This window comes from Alcaligenes faecalis (genome assembly GCF_041521385.1).
Taxonomy (GTDB): domain Bacteria; phylum Pseudomonadota; class Gammaproteobacteria; order Burkholderiales; family Burkholderiaceae_B; genus Alcaligenes; species Alcaligenes faecalis_E.
Genome location: NZ_CP168006.1, coordinates 3,808,409 through 3,827,914, shown reverse-complemented (window position 1 = coordinate 3,827,914; position 19,506 = coordinate 3,808,409). Strand labels below are relative to the sequence as shown.

16 protein-coding genes, 1 tRNA gene, 1 pseudogene and 1 riboswitch are annotated in these 19,506 nt (G+C 55.5%); of the genes and pseudogenes, 9 read left to right on the top strand and 9 right to left on the bottom strand.

Annotated elements, in window-relative coordinates; all coding sequences use genetic code 11:
- Positions 1-78: 78 nt before the first annotated feature.
- The 3 genes from ACDI13_RS16605 to ACDI13_RS16595 form a co-directional block, all read right to left on the bottom strand.
- Positions 79-888: an ABC transporter substrate-binding protein gene (locus tag ACDI13_RS16605; RefSeq protein ID WP_316991064.1), complete on the bottom strand. Its 810-nt coding sequence runs from the start codon at positions 886-888 to the stop codon at positions 79-81.
- A gap of 170 nt (positions 889-1,058) precedes the next feature.
- Positions 1,059-1,598: a lipocalin family protein gene (locus ACDI13_RS16600; protein ID WP_316991063.1), complete on the bottom strand. Its 540-nt coding sequence runs from the start codon at positions 1,596-1,598 to the stop codon at positions 1,059-1,061.
- 30 nt (positions 1,599-1,628) lie between these two features.
- Complete coding sequence (locus ACDI13_RS16595; protein ID WP_316991062.1) at positions 1,629-2,048, bottom strand: GFA family protein; 420 nt, start codon at positions 2,046-2,048, stop codon at positions 1,629-1,631.
- A gap of 195 nt (positions 2,049-2,243) precedes the next feature.
- Between ACDI13_RS16595 and ACDI13_RS16590 the strand changes: the two genes are divergently transcribed.
- Positions 2,244-2,648 (top strand): RidA family protein, encoded by a 405-nt coding sequence (locus ACDI13_RS16590; protein ID WP_316991061.1) that lies wholly within the window; start codon positions 2,244-2,246, stop codon positions 2,646-2,648.
- 288 nt (positions 2,649-2,936) lie between these two features.
- Entirely contained in the window at positions 2,937-3,536 is a 600-nt protein-coding gene (locus tag ACDI13_RS16585) for a hypothetical protein (RefSeq protein WP_372372524.1), read from the top strand.
- 94 nt (positions 3,537-3,630) lie between these two features.
- Here the strand turns inward: ACDI13_RS16585 and ACDI13_RS16580 are convergent, their stop codons facing one another.
- Together ACDI13_RS16580 and ACDI13_RS16575 are read right to left on the bottom strand one after the other, a co-directional pair.
- The gene (locus tag ACDI13_RS16580; RefSeq protein WP_316991059.1) at positions 3,631-5,058 is read right to left on the bottom strand and encodes an amidase; all 1,428 of its coding nucleotides are present in this window, start codon (positions 5,056-5,058) and stop codon (positions 3,631-3,633) included.
- A 76-nt stretch (positions 5,059-5,134) separates the two neighbouring features.
- Positions 5,135-6,439, bottom strand: coding sequence for an MFS transporter (locus tag ACDI13_RS16575; protein WP_316991058.1), 1,305 nt, complete (start codon positions 6,437-6,439; stop codon positions 5,135-5,137).
- 78 nt (positions 6,440-6,517) lie between these two features.
- On the opposite strand from ACDI13_RS16575, the gene ACDI13_RS16570 reads away from it, so the two are divergent.
- The gene (locus ACDI13_RS16570; RefSeq protein ID WP_316991057.1) at positions 6,518-7,513 is read left to right on the top strand and encodes an Lrp/AsnC family transcriptional regulator; all 996 of its coding nucleotides are present in this window, start codon (positions 6,518-6,520) and stop codon (positions 7,511-7,513) included.
- 253 nt (positions 7,514-7,766) lie between these two features.
- On the opposite strand, the gene ACDI13_RS16565 is transcribed toward ACDI13_RS16570, so the two are convergent.
- On the bottom strand, positions 7,767-7,940 hold the full coding sequence (locus tag ACDI13_RS16565) for a YegP family protein (protein ID WP_003800466.1): 174 nt from the start codon (positions 7,938-7,940) through the stop codon (positions 7,767-7,769).
- 226 nt (positions 7,941-8,166) lie between these two features.
- On the opposite strand from ACDI13_RS16565, the gene ACDI13_RS16560 reads away from it, so the two are divergent.
- Positions 8,167-8,787 (top strand): hemolysin III family protein, encoded by a 621-nt coding sequence (locus ACDI13_RS16560; protein WP_316991056.1) that lies wholly within the window; start codon positions 8,167-8,169, stop codon positions 8,785-8,787.
- A 216-nt stretch (positions 8,788-9,003) separates the two neighbouring features.
- Here the strand turns inward: ACDI13_RS16560 and ACDI13_RS16555 are convergent.
- A tRNA-Val gene (locus ACDI13_RS16555) sits at positions 9,004-9,080 on the bottom strand.
- 460 nt (positions 9,081-9,540) lie between these two features.
- Between ACDI13_RS16555 and ACDI13_RS16550 the strand changes: the two genes are divergently transcribed.
- From ACDI13_RS16550 to ACDI13_RS16530, 5 genes are all read left to right on the top strand, one after another.
- A complete protein-coding gene (locus tag ACDI13_RS16550) occupies positions 9,541-9,957 on the top strand; it encodes a YkgJ family cysteine cluster protein (protein ID WP_316991078.1) in 417 nt (138 codons plus the stop codon).
- A gap of 168 nt (positions 9,958-10,125) precedes the next feature.
- Complete coding sequence (locus tag ACDI13_RS16545) at positions 10,126-11,172, top strand: NADP(H)-dependent aldo-keto reductase (RefSeq protein ID WP_316991055.1); 1,047 nt, start codon at positions 10,126-10,128, stop codon at positions 11,170-11,172.
- Positions 11,173-11,382: 210 nt separating this feature from the next.
- Complete coding sequence (gene nadA, locus ACDI13_RS16540; RefSeq protein WP_316991054.1) at positions 11,383-12,516, top strand: quinolinate synthase NadA; 1,134 nt, start codon at positions 11,383-11,385, stop codon at positions 12,514-12,516.
- Positions 12,516-14,093 carry an L-aspartate oxidase gene (nadB, locus tag ACDI13_RS16535; protein ID WP_316991053.1) on the top strand — a complete coding sequence of 526 codons (1,578 nt, stop codon included), beginning with the start codon at positions 12,516-12,518 and terminating at the stop codon, positions 14,091-14,093. The genes nadA and nadB overlap by 1 nt, the downstream gene beginning before the upstream one ends.
- Before the next feature lie 41 nt (positions 14,094-14,134).
- A riboswitch (glycine riboswitch) is annotated at positions 14,135-14,222 on the top strand.
- A gap of 133 nt (positions 14,223-14,355) precedes the next feature.
- Positions 14,356-15,717, top strand: a complete 1,362-nt coding sequence (locus tag ACDI13_RS16530; protein WP_316991052.1) for a D-amino acid dehydrogenase — start codon at positions 14,356-14,358, stop codon at positions 15,715-15,717.
- On the opposite strand, the pseudogene ACDI13_RS16525 reads toward ACDI13_RS16530, so the two are convergent.
- Positions 15,662-17,038: pseudogene (locus ACDI13_RS16525) on the bottom strand (ATP-dependent DNA helicase); the annotation flags it as partial. The gene ACDI13_RS16530 and the pseudogene ACDI13_RS16525 sit on opposite strands and share 56 nt — an antisense overlap.
- A gap of 797 nt (positions 17,039-17,835) precedes the next feature.
- Positions 17,836-19,503: a VRR-NUC domain-containing protein gene (locus ACDI13_RS16520; protein WP_316991051.1), complete on the bottom strand. Its 1,668-nt coding sequence runs from the start codon at positions 19,501-19,503 to the stop codon at positions 17,836-17,838.
- Between the last annotated feature and the right edge of the window lie 3 nt (positions 19,504-19,506).

Below are 19,506 nucleotides of genomic sequence, written 5' to 3'. Positions count from 1 at the left end.
AGCGATCCCGCTGTTAAAAACACAAACAGGAAAAGGCCAGCCTGAACATTCAAGGCTGGCCTGCAAGCAAGTGATGACTTACTGTTGCTGACCGATGCGGTACAAACGCTCCAGCGGCGTTTTGGACTGAGGGCCAAACCAGACGTCGTAAATGGCTTGTGCCTTGCCCTGGGTTTCCAGCTCCAGCAAGGTTTCATCCACAAAAGACTTCAGTGCTGTCTCGCCCTTGGGGATACCAATGCCGATCAAGTCCTCGGAAATGCTGAAGGCCGGGATTTCATAGTTTTCCTTGTCCGGCACATTGGCCAGCAAACCAATCAGCTTGGGACCATCCTGAGTGATGGCTTGTACATTGCCGTTACGCAAAGCGGTAAAGGCGAAGGGCGTATCGTCATAGGCCACCAGCTTGGCCTGAGGGTATTTTTCACGCAGGACGATCTCATTGACCGTCCCTTTATCCACGCCAATACGCAGCGAGTTCAACTGCTCGGGCGAGGACAAGACGCCTTTTTTAGCCAGGAACTGCTGGCCTGATGCAAAGTACGGAATGCTGAAATCAACCTGCTTGGCGCGCTCTTGCGTGATGGTGAAGTTGGCCAGAACCAGGTCTACTTTATTGGACGTCAGCAGCGGCACACGATTGGCCGGATTGGTTGGCAAGACTTCCAGCTTCACGCCTAGCTTGTCAGCCAGAGCCTGGGCAAAATCCACATCCAGACCTGTGATCTGACGGGACTTCTGATCCACAAAACCAAACGGTGGATTGCTGTCGAAAGACGCTACTTTCAAGACACCCGTTTTCTTGATGTCATCCAGACGATCAGCCTGGGCCACGCCAGCCACCAACGCCAGGGTAAGGGTCGCGGCAATGCTTAAAAACGACTTCATAGTAAAAACATTCCGATAAAAAAATGGCACGTCCGATACATACCGTCGTGCCATTCGACCACAGCCACAAGCTATTCAAAACGATCTAATTTCCCCATGCTTATTACTAAAAACCCTAAGGAGATGCTTTGATTTATGCAGGTGTTGATCGAGCCATTACCGAATACGCGCTACTTGTTGGTCGGTACTACCTTTTGCACCGCGAAGCCTTGCGCGGCTGCGTAATCCAGCAATTGGTTCACGACCTGCGGATCAGCCTGTTTTTCCCTGGATAGAACCCAGAGATATTTCCTGTCCGGTGTCCCGACTAAAGAGTATTGATAGTCCCCTTCCAGCTTCATGATCCAGTAATCGCCCCAGACCATGGGAAACCAGGACAACCACTTCGGAGCAAAGCGCACTTCCAATATTGCCGGATCCGCAGGTTCCATACTACTGGACAGTCGCCCTTGACCAATGGCTTCCTGCTCTTTTCCGTCCACACCCTGGCAGCGGTTGGTAACGGTAATCGTCTTGTCGGCTTCCATCACGTAATTGGCTTGCACATCCCCGGCGCACTCGCGCTGAAAACTATTGGGCAAACGCGCCTGCTCGTACCAGGTGCCCATGTATCTGTTCAGGTCTACGTCTTGCTGAGTCGCAAGGTCAGCGTTGGAAGAGGCGCAAGCGGCCAGTAACGCAGACAGCGACAGGAAAAGGATTGGTTTCATCACAGCGTTGTCCTTGTACATGAACCAGGATCAGGAAAACAACTTCACTACCTCTTCGCCCGTCATCTCCCGCGTTTTATTAGCAAACGCATAGTTATCAGGTTTATCATCAATAAAGACCTGCAGCGCGAACGGCCAGCTCCCACTATCCTTGAACAAGCCAGCAGAAATAGCATGAAAACCACCCGCCTTGAGCCGGTAAAACAAATGCGTGCCGCATACAGCACAAAAACTGCGCTCCGCCCACTCCGAGGAAGCATAGGAGCGTACGTGCTCCTCCCCTTCGACCACCGGGATTCCATGGGACTCCAGCGACAGGAACGGACCACCGGACCAATGGCGACAGATGCCACAATGACACGCACTGACCGAAGGCTTGTCTTGCTGAACACGGATTGAAACGGCACCGCACAGGCATTTGCCGTGAATCATGGACTTGTCGTTTTCCATATGCGCCTCTTTAGGTAGGTAGACATGTCATTTTAGCGGCTGGATCAGCCAATGACAGCAAGCCGATGTAAGACGTCCTCAAACCGGTTAAGCCCCCATTCCCGGCTCTACTCTTGTCTTCTGACATAAAGCCCCAAGATACGCCCCTGGTGCGTGAATACACCACCTCAACTGACTTTTTATGTGTTTATGAAGATGACTAAAAGCGCCCTTAACCCGCCCACTGTATTCAATTCTTTGCAATATGGTTTTAGCCAAGGTCTGGTTGTTACCGGCCAACGCCGTGTCATGCTGTCCGGCCAAGTGGGAGTCGACGCCCAAGAGCAAACCGTCAGCGGCGGTATGCGCGAACAAACCGACGCGGCACTGGACAATATAGAACGGGTTCTGGCTGAAGCAGGCGGCACCATCGACCAAGTCATCATGCTGCGGATTTTCATTCGGGAAGATGCCAGCTCGCCCCAAGAGCAAGAGGCCATTGCCGCCGCATTGCTCAAACGCTTCCCCGTCAATCCCCCGCCCTCATCCTGGATTCTGATCCATGGTCTGGCCCGTCCGGAATGGTTGATCGAGATTGAAGCGGAGGCCATGCTGGATTAAACCCAGGCCTTTTTGCACGCTGTTGCCCGGCTCACCTAGTCTGAGCTGGGCAACCGCAACCAAGCCAACGCCAACTACATTCGCATAAGTCGCGCGGCATGGACGTCTCTTAGGCAATCCATCACGTCTCTTACACGCTAAAGACGGAGCCCCTTAACAAGAGACATTTAGACACACTGCTAAAACAGCGTTGCCCAAAATAGCACCGACGACGCCGCTATACTAGGCGACCGATTGTTTAACCTACAGGGGAAGTTTGTTTTGCATACCGTCATCAAAATCGCCGCCATGAGCAGTGCTATCGTTTTGCTTGCCGCCTGCGGTAGTGCCAAAGATGCCAATAAAAGCAATTTCAGCACGGCGATTCAAACGTATCTGGATACTCAAAAGGGACTATGTGCTGCCATTCCGGCAAAGGGCTCGCCATTTACGCTATCCAATCGTGGCACGATAGGCAGCAGCAAAGAACGGGCCGATGCGTTGGTAGAAGCCGGCTTACTCAGCAAACGCGATACCGAAGTCAAAGCGATGTTCGGTAACAAGATGGAACCGGGCTCCGAGTATCAGTTGACTGAAACCGGCCAAAAATTCCTGGTTCCGAACGGGGCCAACACAATGGGCGGACACGATGCCTTTTGCACAGGTAAATTCACCGTTGTAGCGGTAGACAACTTTACTGAGCCCAGCGACATGATGGGTGTCAAAGTCTCACAAGTAAACTATCGCTTCAAGCTGGAAGATGCAGAAGACTGGGCCCAATCCGAGGGGATTGGCGCCACTTACAGAAACTTTGCGAAGCAGGCAAAGGCTGAGGAAATCTCGGGTAAAGCCGCTCTGATTCTGACCAACGACGGCTGGATGCACGAGCGTTTGTTCAAACGCGGCTAAGCCTTCGACTCCAAAGACAGCACAAGCCCCTGCTTCGGGGGCTGATGCTGTTACCTCATACGCCGTCCAGCCGCCTGACTGAAACACATAGGATTTATAGCCCCCAGTGTCCCAAATCCGGATAGCGAGAAAGTCGGCCAAGCGCATGTTCAACAAGATGGGCACAATCGAGCAAGGCCGCATCGTGTCCACGCGGTGTCAGTAATTGAACGCCTGTGGGCAAGCCCGGCTCATCAAAGCCGGTAGGCAGGGAAATGGCCGCTGCTCCCAAGAAGTTGCCGGGACGCAGTAACTTCCCCAAGCCCGCATGCCGGACATCCTCGGGATCCAGCCCTTGGGCCACCTGATCACAAGCGGGCATCAACAAGGCGGCCCACCCCTGCATTGCTTGCGCAAAAGTGTGCATGTCGGCCCTGCGTCTTTGTAAAGCGGCCTCATAAGACGCGCTATCAATCATCCCGCCTGCCAGAATACGGTCCCGCACCACCGGCCACAAGACTTGTCGAGAATCAGTGGCAAGCTCACCATAATAACGATAGGCCTCATAGGCAAGCACAATTGAATTATCGTCTGCCAAACGGGTAAACGATAAAGTGGGCGGTGGTGTCCACGTTTGTATCTCCAGGCCCGCCGCTAGCAGGCGATCCAGCGTGTCCTGCCAACTCAATTGCGTTGCGTGGTCCAAGGTGGCGGGCCAGGCCTGGGCATCCAATACCGCAATGGGGCTATGTATCGGTGCCGCATGTGCACGCAGGGCGGCCACACAAGCGGCGGGCAAAGCCAAAGTCGAGGGGTCTGCTATGTCCGGCCCCGCCAATACAGCCGCCAACTGGCGTGCATCGGCCACACTACGAGCAATCGGCCCCAGAACATCCAGGGTCGCAGACAAGGGCAAGCTGCCCGCGCAACTGATCATTCCGGTCGAAGGCTTATAACCCACAAGGCCATTCAATGTGGCAGGCGCGCGCACTGAACCACCGGTATCCCCTCCCATGGCGATGGGCGCCAAACCGGCCGCTACCGCCACGCCACTCCCACTGGACGAGCCACCCGGAGCGCGGGCTACCGTGGCATCCCACGGATTACGTGCCGTCCCCTGGGTCAGGTTCTGTCCAGACAAACCGAAGGCGAACTCAGTCATTCTGGTTTTGCCCAGCACCACCATGCCTTGTGCAGTTAGCGAACGCAGTACGGTGGCCGTCTGCGTACTGATCGTGCCGGCACGGCTTTGCGAACCCAGAGTCGCCTCGGTTCCTTCCCATTGCATACTATCCTTGACCACAACGGGCACACCATGAAAGGGCCCGAGCACGATGCCAGCAGCCAGCAGACGATCGGCCGCGTCTGCTTGTGCCAAGGCGCGCTCGGCTGTGATCACACTAAAGGCATTGAGCTCGGCGGCACGCTCGATACGGTCCAGAAAATAAGTGGCAACGTGCCGGGCGCTGAATCGGCCCTGTCGAATCTCGAGACCGATCTGAAGAGCATCTCGAAAATGAAGGGCGACATCTTGTTTCAACATGGAGCTTCCTGAAAGTCACACAGCCCGCCTGGCGGGCTGTAGATGCCCGGCCTGACACCGGGCGAAACGGGCGCGATCAGCGCAGTTTTTGTCCGACTGTCTCGGGCATACGGATGAACGTGACCAAGGTAATCACGGCACCGGCCAAGACATAGTAAAAGAACCAGCGTTCCAGGCCGTTGCTTTGCAACCAGGTCAACAAATAAGGTGTGGTGCCGCCCAGCAACGCCACCATCAGGTTATAGGGTGCCCCGATACCGACCGCACGTACACTGGTTGGGAACTGTTCAGACATAATGGCAGGGCCAATCGAGGTATACATGGCATACAGCACCAGGCCAAACAGCTCCACCATCAGGATGGAACCGAAAGACGGCCCCAGCGTACTCATGAGCGGATAAAAGAAGAACAAATACCCGGCAGCAAACACAATCAATTGCGGCTTGCGTCCGATACGATCAGACAAAGCGCCAAACAAGGGCTGCACCACCATGAACACAATCAACGCCACCGTGTTGGCCGCAAAGGCCACCTTGGGGTCGGCCTGCACATGGCGGATGGCGTAGGTCGGCACGTAAGCGACAAAGATATAAAATGCGAAGGTCGTCAGAATGGAAAAACCGATGATACGCAGCACTTCCACGGGATACTCACGCAACAAGGTGCGCAAAGGCTGTTTTTCAACACCCGCTTTTTTGCTTTCGGAAAAAGCCTCGGTCTCGGGAATCGAGCGCCGAATCCAAAGGCCAACCACACCGCCCAATGCCCCCAGCAGAAACGGAATACGCCACCCCCACTCGGACATCTCCGCCCGGCTCAACCAGGTCGTCAGCACCCAGCCCACGGCCGAGGCCGCCAAAATACCGACCGCCGCACTGAAAAAGACGAAACTGGAATAAAAACCACGGCGATGAGGGGGCGCCATCTCGGTCAAGAAAGTGGTGGCCGATGCATACTCCCCTCCCAGAGACAAGCCTTGCAGCAAACGGGCCAGCGTCAACAAAAGAGGCGCCGCCAAACCTATTGCAGCATAGGTCGGGGTTACTGCGATAATAAGCGACCCTCCGGCCATCATCAGGATAGTCAGCCCTAAAGCGGCCTTGCGTCCGTAACGATCGGAGAAGATGCCAAGCAACCAGCCACCGATGGGACGCATGAAAAAGCCCACCGCAAAAATGCCGAAACTAGCGAGCAAGGCCGTGGTTTCATTGCCTTCAGGGAAGAACTGGCTGGAAAAAAAGATAGCAAAGGAAGCGTAAATGGTCCAATCAAACCATTCAACCGCATTGCCTACACTGCCAGCCACAATGGTACGAACGCGCGAGACCGGGGCAGGGTCGAGACCAGGTGGGGCGCTCGGACGATGAGAGGGAGAGCTCATGAATTCCTCAATTTATTTATTTTTAGACAAAAAAAGATTAAAAAGTTTATTTTTTAGCAATTGAAGAAGGTTAATTAGATGAATATGGTCACGTCAAGCAAGGGTAAACCCTTGCTGCCCACGATCGATGACACCGATCTGGCCTGCTTGATTGCCTTGCAAGCAGACCCACGGGCCTCCTGGCGGGAGCTGGGCGCAGCCGCAAACATTGCCGAACGTACCGTGGGCAGGCGAATCAAACGTCTTTTGGAAACGGGCGCATTGCGCGTCATTGCAGAAACCGACCCACTGGCAACAGGCAAGGGGGTCGTACTGCATGCCTGGGTGCGTTGCCATGCCGGTCAGGTCCCTCACGTGGCTGACGCACTGGCTCAAATGGAGAACTGCCAATTGGTTGTCACCTTGGCCGGCTCGGCTGACCTGATGGCGGAACTGACTCTGGCCGATGAAGCGGACATGCCCGAACTGGTGACCCGCATTCTGCCCTGCATGCCAGGAGTCGAGCACGTCGATGCTCGCCTGGTATTACGGTCTTTTCGACGCGCAGGCCAATGGCGCATACAGGCCGACCCAAACGACAGTACAGACACACGCTCCGCACACACCCCTCTTGCCCTCACCGAGGCTGAACAGCGGATCGCCAACTGGCTAAAACAAGATGGACGGGCCAGTCTGGCCGAACTGGCGGAACAGGCAGGCGTGAGCGAACCCACTGCACAGCGACTGTTGCAACATTTGGTGGAACGTAAGGCGCTGTCATTCAGGGTTGAAGTGGAGCCCGCTTTAGTAGGATTCCCAGTTGAGGCGGTGGTATCCGTGCAGGTACGCCCCCAAGCCGTCAACACCTTGGCAGCACACCTGGCGCAAGACCCCAATACCCGTTGCCTGTTCGGTACCAGTGGCCCTTCACAGCTTTTCTGGCATATTTTGTGCAGAGACAGCCTGCAGCTCTGGGATGTGGTGACACGTCGACTGGGGGAAATAGAAGGCGTGCTCAACAGCAATGTTGCTGTCGTCATGCAAGCTCATAAACGCTGCGGCGTCGTGCGCGGCCAAGAAAAAGCACTGGAATAGTCAGCGCGAAACGGATGACGGGCCAGCCTGCTAACAGTCAAGCTGCACTGCTCATGCCGCCCAGCCGTAAGCGTCTGCACTTGGCAATCAACGCAAGGCTTGCCCGCTCCGGATCAACCATGCCCATCTGACGCTTACGATGGTCTCACCCAGGCGGGCGTGCCAGCGGCAAAGCCCGAGATACCAATGCAAACGGACACACGTTGACGTCCGCCCACCTGAATGACGAAGGCAGGCGGCACGGGTTTCTCATCTACTCCTCGACAACCGGAGCATCGGGTATCCCTTTCTTCACGGATTCAATACTGTTTTGCGCGCTCTGCTTGCTGGTATAGCCTTCCGAACTGACACAAATAATATTTCCATTCGCCGCTTTAAATCGCCACCGCCATTCGCCACCTTTGTCTTTATAAAGCACAAACTTCATGATTCTCCTCCCTGAACAAGAACGCACGTCGCGCTGTTCTTATCCTAGGGCCGGGCAGGTTCAGCAGAAATTAGGGTTTACCTGAGCGTCTCGGTACGCTAAACCACGTACCTAGGCGAGGACTTGATAAACACCAATGCGAGACCCTGATTTATCCACTACGCTTTCCCCTTACGACTACGGTCATGCAATGTACATGCAACCTACCTGGAGAGAAGAAAAAATCATGTATTACGGTGAACGATTCAATGCCTGGACCCATCTGATCGGTGCAGTTCTGGCTGTGGGCGGCGTATCCTGGTTGCTTGTCATGGCCAGTTTTACCGGTGATCCCTGGCGCATCACCAGCACGGCCATCTATGGCGCCACACTTATCCTGCTTTACCTGATCTCCACCCTGTACCACTGCTTCAAGGGACGAGCCAAAAACGTATTTCGCAAGATGGATCACTTTTCCATCTACTTGCTGATTGCGGGCAGCTACACGCCCTTCTGCCTGGTCACGCTGCGAGGGCCTTGGGGATGGAGTCTGTTCGGTGTGGTCTGGGGCTTGGCACTGATTGGCATCCTGCAGGATATCCGCCCTCGTTCGCCGGCACGCAGATTGTCCCTGGTGATTTATGCCGTTATGGGGTGGATTGTATTGTTGGCGTTAGGGCCACTGGCCTCCAATTTGGGCCCGCAGGGCTTTTCCTGGTTGGCAGCAGGTGGCGCAATTTATACCGCCGGAATCATTTTCTTTGTGTTTGACGAACGCTTTCGTCATTGGCACGGTATTTGGCATCTATTCGTGCTGGCTGGCAGCGCAGCGCATTTTTTTGCTATATCTCGGTATGTTGTGACGTAAGGTGAAGTACAAAGATCGCTGAACCAATGGGGGGGGCAGACTACCTGAACGAACAACTGGAGAAAGCGCCAAAATAGCCATGCCCTCCCCCATTCATGCCCCCAAAATACCTTAGCGGGGCTTGGCACAGCTTGGAACGCTGGGCAACAAAAAAGCCCCAAAGCATTGATCTTTGGGGCTTTTCTTGGCACAGCTTGGAGCTGTGTGCATGTATTCTGGTAGGCAGTACTGGATTCGAACCAGCGACCTCTACGATGTCAACGTAGCGCTCTAACCAACTGAGCTAACCGCCTGCGGTGAAGAAATGAAATAATAGATCTTCCCTATGAGGCTGTCAACACTATTTCGTGTTTTTATATAAAAAAAGGTGATCTTTTTTTTATGATTCTTCTACAAAAGTAGCCTCTTAGATAAAAAAGTATCGCAATTCTTTGTTTTATAAGAATTAAATGAAAAAACAGGCAGGTTTTCAAAAATTCACGTCCCTCCTGTCTCGGCAGAGTGATGAAACATATAGATACACACAATCTGTCTCCAGCCAGCATCAAGCTACCCCACTGCCACACGATTTTTCTATTCAAGTTCTTCGGGCAAAAATAAAATAATTGCTTTACGCCTGCAGATCATCGATCTCGTCTGAAACGGATCTGCGGCCGCTACGGGACACCTACGCACATGACTTGCTCTTCTCTCCCGCCTACCCCGACTCAATTCCTGGATTTACCCGGCACTCAGGAAACCACATTGGAATCGGTGCTTTATACGCCACCCAATGACGAGATTTTTGATGAAAACCCCTGTTTAAGCTGCGGCGTGTGCTGTTCCCATTTTCGGGTCTCTTTTTACAGCGGTGAGCTAAGCGGCGAAACAGGCGGTACGGTGCCTGTCGAGTTGACCACTCAGGTTGGCCCATTACGCGCTTGTATGAAGGGGACAGAGCAAGGTGAAGGTCGCTGTATTGCTTTACGTGGCACCTTAGGCCAGCCTGGGATTCATTGTGCGATTTATCCAGATCGCCCCACCCCTTGTCGCGACTACCAAATCTGGGAACTGGATGGCAGCCCCAATGTGGATTGCCAGCGTTTGCGCAGCAAGCACGGTTTGCCTTTGCTGCCGAATCGTCCACTACCTGCACCCCCTGCCTTGCCGGAGCATGATGAGGCGGCCTGAAACAGCTCGGCACTACAGTCGTGCCTCAACGCAAAGCCATCGCAAATAACTTGCGATGTTTTTTTTATGAAGAATCTGTTCAATCGGCACAGCGGCAGGCTGGCTAAATACGCTACCATGCACGGTTTGTAGGGCCGCCCGGCCCTGCGTTTTCGGGAGTCGAAGTAAATGAAATACCGCAAGCTGGGCAATACAGACCTGGACGTCAGCCTGATTGGTTTGGGCACCATGACGTACGGGGAGCAAAACAGCGAGGCCGATGCGCACGCTCAGTTGGACCTTGCCCTGGAACTGGGTGTGAATCTGGTGGATACCGCCGAGATGTACCCTGTTCCCCCCATGGCGGCCACACAAGGTTTGACCGAGCACTATATCGGCACCTGGCTGGCTAAAACCGGCCGCCGCAAGGACATTGTTCTGGCCAGCAAAATCGCCGGTCCCCAACGTGACCCCAAGCGCCCTGGCCATATCCGCAATGGCGGCACCAGCCTGGATCGCAAGAATCTGGAACAAGCCCTGCATGACAGCCTGCGTCGGCTGCAAACAGACTATCTGGACCTGTATCAGTTGCACTGGCCAGATCGCAGTACAGTGACGTTCGGGCAACGTAGCTACCCCTGGAAAGAAGAAGACACCATCCCCATCGAAGAGACCCTCTCGGTACTGGACGAGTTTGTGCGTCAAGGCAAGGTGCGTCACATCGGTGTGTCCAATGAAACACCCTGGGGTGTCTCGCGCTTTCTGGAGTTGTCGCGCTCCCGCTCTCTGCCTTTGATTGCCACGATCCAGAACCCCTACAACCTGCTGAACCGCGTGTTTGAAGAGGGGCTATCCGAATTCTGCCGTTATGAGGGCCTGGGTCTGCTGGCGTATTCGCCGTTGGCGATGGGCGTGTTGACGGGTAAGTATGACCACGGTGCGCGTCCCGAAAAAGGACGTTTGACCTTGTACAAGCGCTTCACCCGCTACGATGCCCCTCGTGCCCGTGAGGCCGCGCTGGCCTACAACGAGCTGGCTTGCGAATACGGTTTGACGCCCACCCAACTGGCCTTGGCCTGGGTGAACCAACAAGCCTTTACCAGCAGCAATCTGATCGGTGCGACCACGCTGGAGCAACTACGTGAAAACATCGCCAGTGTGGATGTTCAATTAAGTGATGAGCTGATCACCAAGATCAACGCGATTCATCATCACACCCCGAACCCTGCGCCTTAAAGGGTTTTCTCCCCGCTTTGAGCCCAAGAGTCCAAAGCGGGGCACCCCTCTTTTTTCTTCCCCTCTCCCGTTCTTGTGCTTGCAGAACACCGATTTTTTATTTATGCTCAAAAAAAGCATAACAATAGAGACACTCTTCTTTTCGCTCAAAAAGTCATATTTCCCATTTTTTTAATCCACTTATGCTCAAAGTGAGCATCAAGGACGAACATGATTCAGCATTTCCCCATTGATGTCTGTCAGCCCGGCGCTAAAGACGCGTTGAGCCGTCAGATTGCCTGGCATGAGGTCCCTTCCAAACTCAACCTGCAAAGCGATAAGGCCACCTTGAAACAAACCTTGGCCAAGCAGTTAAAGGAACAAGACGCCGTACTGGTCGCCCACTACTACACAGATCCTGATATTCAAGATCTGGCCTTGGAAACCGGGGGCTGCGTGGGTGACTCTTTGGAAATGGCACGCTTTGGGCAGGAGCATGCGGCCAGCACGGTGTTGGTGGCCGGTGTGGGCTTTATGGCTGAATCTGCCAAAATCCTGAGCCCTGAAAAGCGCGTACTGGCTGTACATGACGAGGCAACGTGCTCGCTGGATCTCGGTTGCGCGCCCGAGGATTTCAAGCAATTCTGTGCTGCGCACCCAGACCGGGAAGTGGTGGTGTATGCCAATACCAGCGCAGCCGTCAAGGCTCAGGCGGACTGGGTGGTAACGTCCTCTATCGCCCTGGACATCGTGCGGCATTTACACGCACAAGGCAAAAAGATTCTGTGGGCACCAGATCGTCATTTGGGCTCTTATATTCAGAAGCAAACCGGCGCAGACATGCTGCTCTGGCAAGGTTCCTGCCTGGTCCATGACGAGTTCAAGGCCGATGGATTGAAGGCCTTGATGAGCGAGCACCCCGATGCCCAAGTACTGGTGCATCCCGAATCGCCCGCCTCTGTCGTGGCGCTGGCAAATGTGGTTGGCTCAACAACGCAACTGCTGCGCGCTGCCATCAACCATCCTGCCAGCATCTTTATCGTCGCCACTGATCAAGGGATTTTGCATGCCATGCGCCAGCAGGCGCCGGGTAAAACCTTTCTGGCTGCTCCCACAGCGGGCGAAAGCGCCACCTGCAAAAGCTGCGCCTTTTGCCCCTGGATGGCTTTGAACAGTCTGGAGGCGTTGCATCAACGCTTGAGTCAAGCAGGTCCTGGTATTCAAGTGGACCCTGACCTGCGTGAAGGCGCACGACGTTCCTTGCAACGCATGATGGATTTTGCTGCTGCACTGCAAAACAATCTGCGCGTAAGCACGGACTTGGCCGAACACAGCCAGCAATTCCAGCATGTAGGAGCCGCTTGATGCAAGCAGGCTCAACACAGACGGAGGTGCTAATCATCGGCGCGGGACTGGCGGGTACCAGTCTGGCCCTGTCCTTGCCCTCCTCGATGCAGGTAACGTTGCTCAGCAGTACCCCCACGCCTTGCGGGGCCAGCCCCATGGCCTTGGGCGGTCTGGCCGCCGCACTCAATGCCGAAGACAGTCTGGAACAACACATTGAAGACACACTGGAAGCCGGTGCGCAGCACTCGGATCAGGAAGCGGTACGCGGAATTCTGCAAGCCGCACCCGCTGCAGTGCATTGGTTACTGGAAAGGCAGGTTCCTCTGGACAGAACGGAAGATGGCCAATTGCATCTGACTCGCGAAGGTGGGCACAGTCAGCGACGCATCGTACACGCAGCCGATGCCAGCGGTTACGCCATCATGCACGCTCTGTTTCCCCAATTGGCTCAAGCCCCTCATGTCCAGCAGCGTACGGACTGCCTGGCGCTAGCCCTACGCCGCAACGAACAAGGCGCGGTGGCGGGCGTGGATATCTACGACAAACACAGCCGCCGCTACGAAACCATTGTGGCTGACCACGTGGTGTTGGCAACAGGTGGGTTGGGCAGTCTGTATGCGCACAGCACCAATCCTGACAGCGCCTTGGGCGAAGGGATTGCCTTGGCCTGGCGCGTGGGTGCTGCGATACGCGATCTGGAATTTGTGCAGTTTCATCCGACCTGCCTGCATGCTCAGGGCCCGACCTTTCTACTGACCGAAGCCTTGCGTGGTGAAGGAGGACATCTGCTGGACAAGCAAGGCCGCCGCTTCATGCCGGACTACGACGCTCGGGCCGAGCTGGCGCCGCGCGATATTGTGTCGCGTGCTATCGCAGCGCAGATGCGGCAAGAAGGAAGTAGCCATGTCTGGCTGGATGTACGCCATCTTGGTGCGGACACTTTGCAGCAGCATTTCCCGAAAGCCCTGGAAGAAGGCCTACGCCGGGGTTTGGATTTACGCCAGGACTGGGTGCCAGTTGCACCTGCTGCGCACTATAGCTGCGGAGGGATTCAAACGGATTTGTCTGGCCGCACGACCGTGCCCGGTTTGTATGCCGTGGGTGAAGTCGCTTGCACAGGTTTGCATGGGGCCAATCGCTTGGCCAGCAATTCCTTGCTGGAGTGTGTTGTCATGGGGCGGGCAGTTGCGCAAACCATTGCGGCAAGCAATAAGCTTCCGAGTTCGGCCTTGATCCCTGAGACAGCGACGGTAGCAGCGACTACAGCATCAACAGAGGCAAACATAAGCTCATCCTTAAGCAAGACTCCTTCTCTGCCCGCCTTGCGTAGCTTGATGCAAGAGCATGTCGGCTTGCTACGTAGTCACCAAGGCCTAGGCTATGCCCTACACACTCTTGGCGACTGGCGCGAGCAAATCAATGCGCTCCCCCGCAGCCTGGAGCAACACACCCTGAGCCTCCAACTGGATACGGCCTGGCTACTGACCCAGGCAGCCTTGGATCGGCCATACAGTCTGGGTGCGCATTACCGTTTGGACCAAGTCCGCAAAAAAGCAATCGCCAAGCAGTCGTACACAGCTCCCGGTTTACCCTGATTGCATACTTTGGCAAGCACAGCTACTGTAGTTGCGTCACTACAGGCGGTATGAAAGAGACCTGTTCAGTCAGGCGCCGACGGAGCAACCACCCCGGAATCTCTCAGGCAAAAGGATCGTACCAGCCCGACACTCTGGAGAGCGGCGTTTGACGCCCACCGAAGGAGCCCAACCAAACATGCAGGTTGGATAAACTCTCAGGTCACAGGACAGATGGGGTATTGCCACTATTCGGTGGTAATTCACCTGTCAGGAGCCTGTTATGTCGCATATTGCCGTCATTGGTGCCGGTATTTCCGGAATCACCACCGCCTACGCCCTCAGCCTGAAAGGCTATCAAGTTACCGTTATCGACCGCCTGCGCTACCCCGCGATGGAAACTTCCTTCGCCAACGGCGGGCAGTTGTCCGCGTGCAATGCCGAAGTCTGGAACAGCCGCAGCACCATACTCAAGGGCTTGAAGTGGATGATGCGCAAAGACGCCCCGCTGCTGTTCAACCCCAAGCCAAGCTGGCACAAATACAGTTGGATGGCGCAGTTTGTGGGCGCGATTTCCGGCTACGAGCGCAACACCGTGGACACCGTCAAGCTGGCTATTGCCGCCCGCGAGAATCTGTACCAATGGGCCAAGGACGAAAACATTGATTTCGACCTGGAACAGCGCGGCATTCTGCATATCTACCACACCCCTGGTGGCTTTGAGTCTGGCAAGAAAGTCAGCCAGTTGCTGCACAAAGGGGGCCTGGAGCGCCGCACGGTCACCAATGAAGAAATTCACCAGATTGAACCTGCCTTGCAAGGCACCTACTACGGCGGTTTCTTTACGCCTTCGGACGCCACGGGCGATATTCACAAATACACACGTGGTCTGGCCGATGCCTGCGCCAAACGCGGCGTGAAGTTCCTGCAAGATACAGAAGTCCTGGGTATTGATTGCGGCCCACCGCACCGCATCCAGTTGCGTACGGGTGAAGGCGCGCAAGCCCACACCCATACCCTGTCCGTCGATTCCTTGGTAGTTTGCGCTGGCGTAGGCAGCCGTCATCTGGCTCATATGCTGGGCGACTACATCAATATCTACCCCGTCAAAGGCTATTCAATCTCGGTGTACCTGGATACACCCGAAGCCCAACATGCCGCCCCGTGGGTCAGCCTGCTGGACGAAGAAGCCAAGATTGTGACCAGCCGCCTGGGCAAGGACCGCCTGCGTGTGGCCGGCACGGCGGAATACAACGGCGCCAACAAGGACATTCGCGCCGACCGTATCGCCCCGCTGACGAACTGGACCCGCCGCAACTTCCACGATGCCGCTACCGATCGTGTCGTACCGTGGGCAGGGCTGCGCCCCATGATGCCGGACATGATGCCGCGCGTAAAAGCAGGCAGCCGCCCTGGCGTGTACTACAACACCGGCCACGGTCACCTGGGCTGGACGCTGTCAGCCGCCACCGCGCAAATCATTACCGAGGTCATTGCCCAAAACGAGCGTCAGTCCGCACCTGCTCAATTTGCCACCAGTCCGGCAACAACTGCTGCACCCGCCGCTGCCCATAACGCTCATCCAGCAGATAGACAAAACCTTGATCCTGCTCATCACGAATCACACGACCCGCGGCCTGTGTAATCTTGCGTAGCCCCGGATACAGATAGGTATAGTCATAGGCCCGCCGCTCCCCAAAGAGCCGGGCCATGACATGCCGCACAGACTCGTTGGCCGGGTTCCATTGCGGCAAACCCAAGGTGGCAATAAAAGCACCGATCAAGCGTTTACCAGGTAAATCCACCCCTTCTGAAAACGCCCCACCCAGCACGGCCAAACCCACTCCCCTCCCGTCCAGCGTAAAGCGGTCCAGAAACTGCGTTCTTTGCAGATCATTCATACCCGGCTGCTGATGCCAAAGCGGCATATCCGGCCAGCGTTCCTGCAAGGCCTGGCTGACCTGCTCCAGATAATCAAAGCTGCTCAAGAACAAGAGATAGTTGCCCGGCTGCTCCTGATAGGCCTGCCCGACAATATCGCAGACCCTGCTCAGACTCTGAGCCCGGTCGGCATAGCGCGTAGACAGACCCTCATATTGGCGGACTCGCAACTGCTCGGCCCGATAAGGGGATGCCACGTTCACCTCTGCCGTGCTGGGCGGTAAACCCAAGACATCACGATAAAACGGTGAGGGGTTCATGGTCCCAGAAAACAACACGACGCCGTGCGCATCGCCATAACGTTCGGCCAGAAACGGGGCAGGCACGATATTGCGCAGGTTCAGAAGTACACCCTCGCGCTGCGCCAAAATATCAAACAAGGAATGCGAGCCGAACTGTCCGGCCAGGTCCACAAAGTACAGCAGCTCGAAATAAAACTGCAGCAAGGGACTGTCTTGCGGCATGGGGGTTTCAGCCACATAAGCCCCTAGGCGGGCGGCCAGATATTCACACTGCTCAAGCAAATCCTCCGGGATTTTTTCCAGCCCCCATTGGTCACCGCCCTCCTCGGGGATCAGACCCTCCATCAAACGAGTCAACGGCGCAAAATGACGCTTCAAGGCCGAAGGCGCGGCTTTACGCGCCATACGTAACTGCATTTGCGAGAAAGATACGGAGTACATGGAACGGGCTCGTTCGACCAAATTGTGAGCCTCGTCTACCAGCACAGCACTGCGCCACTGCTGAACCAAGGTCTGGCTATGCAACACTGCATACGTGTCGAAAAAATAGTTATAGTCGCCCACAATAGCGTCTGCCCACCGCAGCATTTCCTGACTCAAGTAATAGGGGCAGACCTGATGTTCACTGGCCACTTGCTGCAGGCGCGAGCTATTCAAGATGGGTTGCTCCAGAGCTTGCCGACGAGCCGCGGGAAGGCGGTCGTAAAAACCTTCGGCCAAGGGACAGGACTGGCCATGGCAGGCTTTATCCGGGTTGGGACACTGCTTGTCGCGGGCCACCATCTCCAGCACCCGCCATGCACCCTCGCCTTCCGGACTTAAACGCTGCAAGGCGTCCAGCGCCATTTGCCGACCCGAGTTTTTAGCCGTCAGATAAAACAGCTTGTCCAGCCCCGCCTCGGGCATGGCTTTCAGGCCGGGAAATATGACTGCCAAAGTTTTGCCGATACCCGTGGGGGCTTGCGCTAACAGGCACTGTGCATCGCGCTGCGCCCGAAATGCAGCCACCGCCAGTTGCCGCTGACCTGCACGAAACTGTTCAAAGGGGAATTGCAAAGCAGTACAAGCCTGATCGCGCGCGATCCTGTGCTGTTGCTCCTGCCGCCCCCACGCTACATACGCGCGACAGTGCTGCTCAAAGAAGGCCCACAGATCCGCGCGTTCCAGATACTCGGAAAGGCTGGTCTCTTTGTGCTTGTCCACGTGGTAATACACCACGCTGACTGTCATCCCCGGTAAGTCGCGCTCCTGGCACAACATGGCAGCATAGACCTTGGCTTGGGCCTGATGCAGGCGTCTATGGTGCTCGGGAATGGCATCAAAAGCACCACGATAGGTTTTCAGCTCTTCCAGGCAATTGCTGACAGGATCAAACCCATCGGCCCGGCCACGCACCAACAGCCCTTCCATCTCATATGACAGGGGAACTTCGGCTTCATAGTGTGCGGGACGACGCAGCTTTAACTGCTGGTGGCCCACGATACCTTCTTGCGCGGTAGCCGCAGGCGTGAAACGCAGGTCCAGATCGCCGCTGCGGGCGGTAAACTCACATAAGGCGCGTACACCAACCGTCCAGGCTTTCATGACGACTCAGGCCGGGTCACATAACAAACACGCGCAGCGATGGCATGCTGCTCGAAATAACTTAACCAACGTCGCTGGTTATCCTGCAAACGGTCTCCGGGGCCTTTTACTTCAATCAATTCATAGCGTTGCTGGGCAGGCATGAAACGCACCAAATCCGGCAAGCCGGAACGGTTGTCCCGCCAATCCTGCAAGATGCGCTTGAACACCAGCTGTAAATGCTGGGCGGGGATGCAATGCAAGGCCTGCTCGATCAAGGATTCATCCAAGGCGGGCCAGATCAGCAAGGGACACTGTATACCGCGCTTTTCCTGCCAGCGTCGCCAGATCACGGTTTTATAGTCTGCACCGTCCAACACACTTAAAGATTGATCAAACAAGTTTTGCCTGCGCAACACAAAATCCGGGTTACCCCAATCGGCCGGACAGGCTTGATAAGGGTGGAAAAATGCGCCGGGCAAGGGAGCGAAAATGGCATCCCAGCTCAACAAGCCCAATAAGGCCGGAAACAAGGCATTTTCTACGTAAAACACCGGAGCCGAAGGGCTGTCCCAATGGGCCAGCACCTGGGATTCGACCCGACTGCCGTCATCGAACAAAACCAGATCACTCCGTTGCGTGCGGCTTATGGGCTTAGTGAATGGCAAGCTGGGCGGCGCTTCTACTGCCAGTTTGCGACGCAGACGGGGCAGCATACGCAGTAGCTTCTGGGCTTCACTCTCATTTTCGGGCTGCGCCCACGCCTGACAAAACAAGGGCCAGGCTACTTGATGCTTGTCCTGACGCTCCAGCACCCGCAATTGGCGATAACGGGCTCCTGGCCAATGGGTCTGCAAATAGGCTTGCTCGGCCAAGGGCCACCAATGCTGGCGCTCGGCTTGCTGGCCTAGTTGAAACAGCGTTTTTGCTTTGCGTCGTTCAAGCCAATCACTGTCAGTCTCAATGGCCTGGACGGCGGCAAAGCGTTGGGCCCAGAGCTTTGGATCGGCCTCATCCTGTGCCTCACGCAACTCGGACAAGGTTTCATACAGACGCACGTCCTCAGTATGGCGAAACGCTCGACTGGCCTGATCCAGAACTACGGTTTCGTAGCGGTACAAGCCCAGATCACTGAGCACGAACTCCGACCAATCCTGGTAATGATTGCCAAAAAACAGCAGTTGCAAACGCTGTGCCCAATGCATGACCTGCGGTGAGAGGCGCAGCATGGGAGCCTGTAACGTAGGATCTGTACACCACTCCCGAAAGGGCCGTGCCTGTTCGCCGTGCAAATGAGCAATCCACTCCAGATAATCCGACTTGCGCCCGGTGGCTGGCAGATCACTGAACAAACGGCGCAGCTCAGGCACCGTATGGACAGCAAACAAGGTTTCCAGATCCAGTTCGGGACTGATTTCTATCAGTTCACTATCCGCCAGCTCTTGTACTGCTGCATCCAGATCGTCGATTTCGGCATAACGCAGCTTGTCGATACGAAACACCGGGCCTTTACGCATCAACAAGCGCACCAATAAAGCTTGCGCAGGCTGGGAGGCATACACAAATCGATGGCCGCATTGAACGTGCTCAGGCTCCAGCAGGTCGGCACTGGCGTGCTGAACCCATTGCAAAACCTGATGGAAATTATGCAGATAGTAAAAAGGAGGAAGCTCGGGCAGAGTCATAAG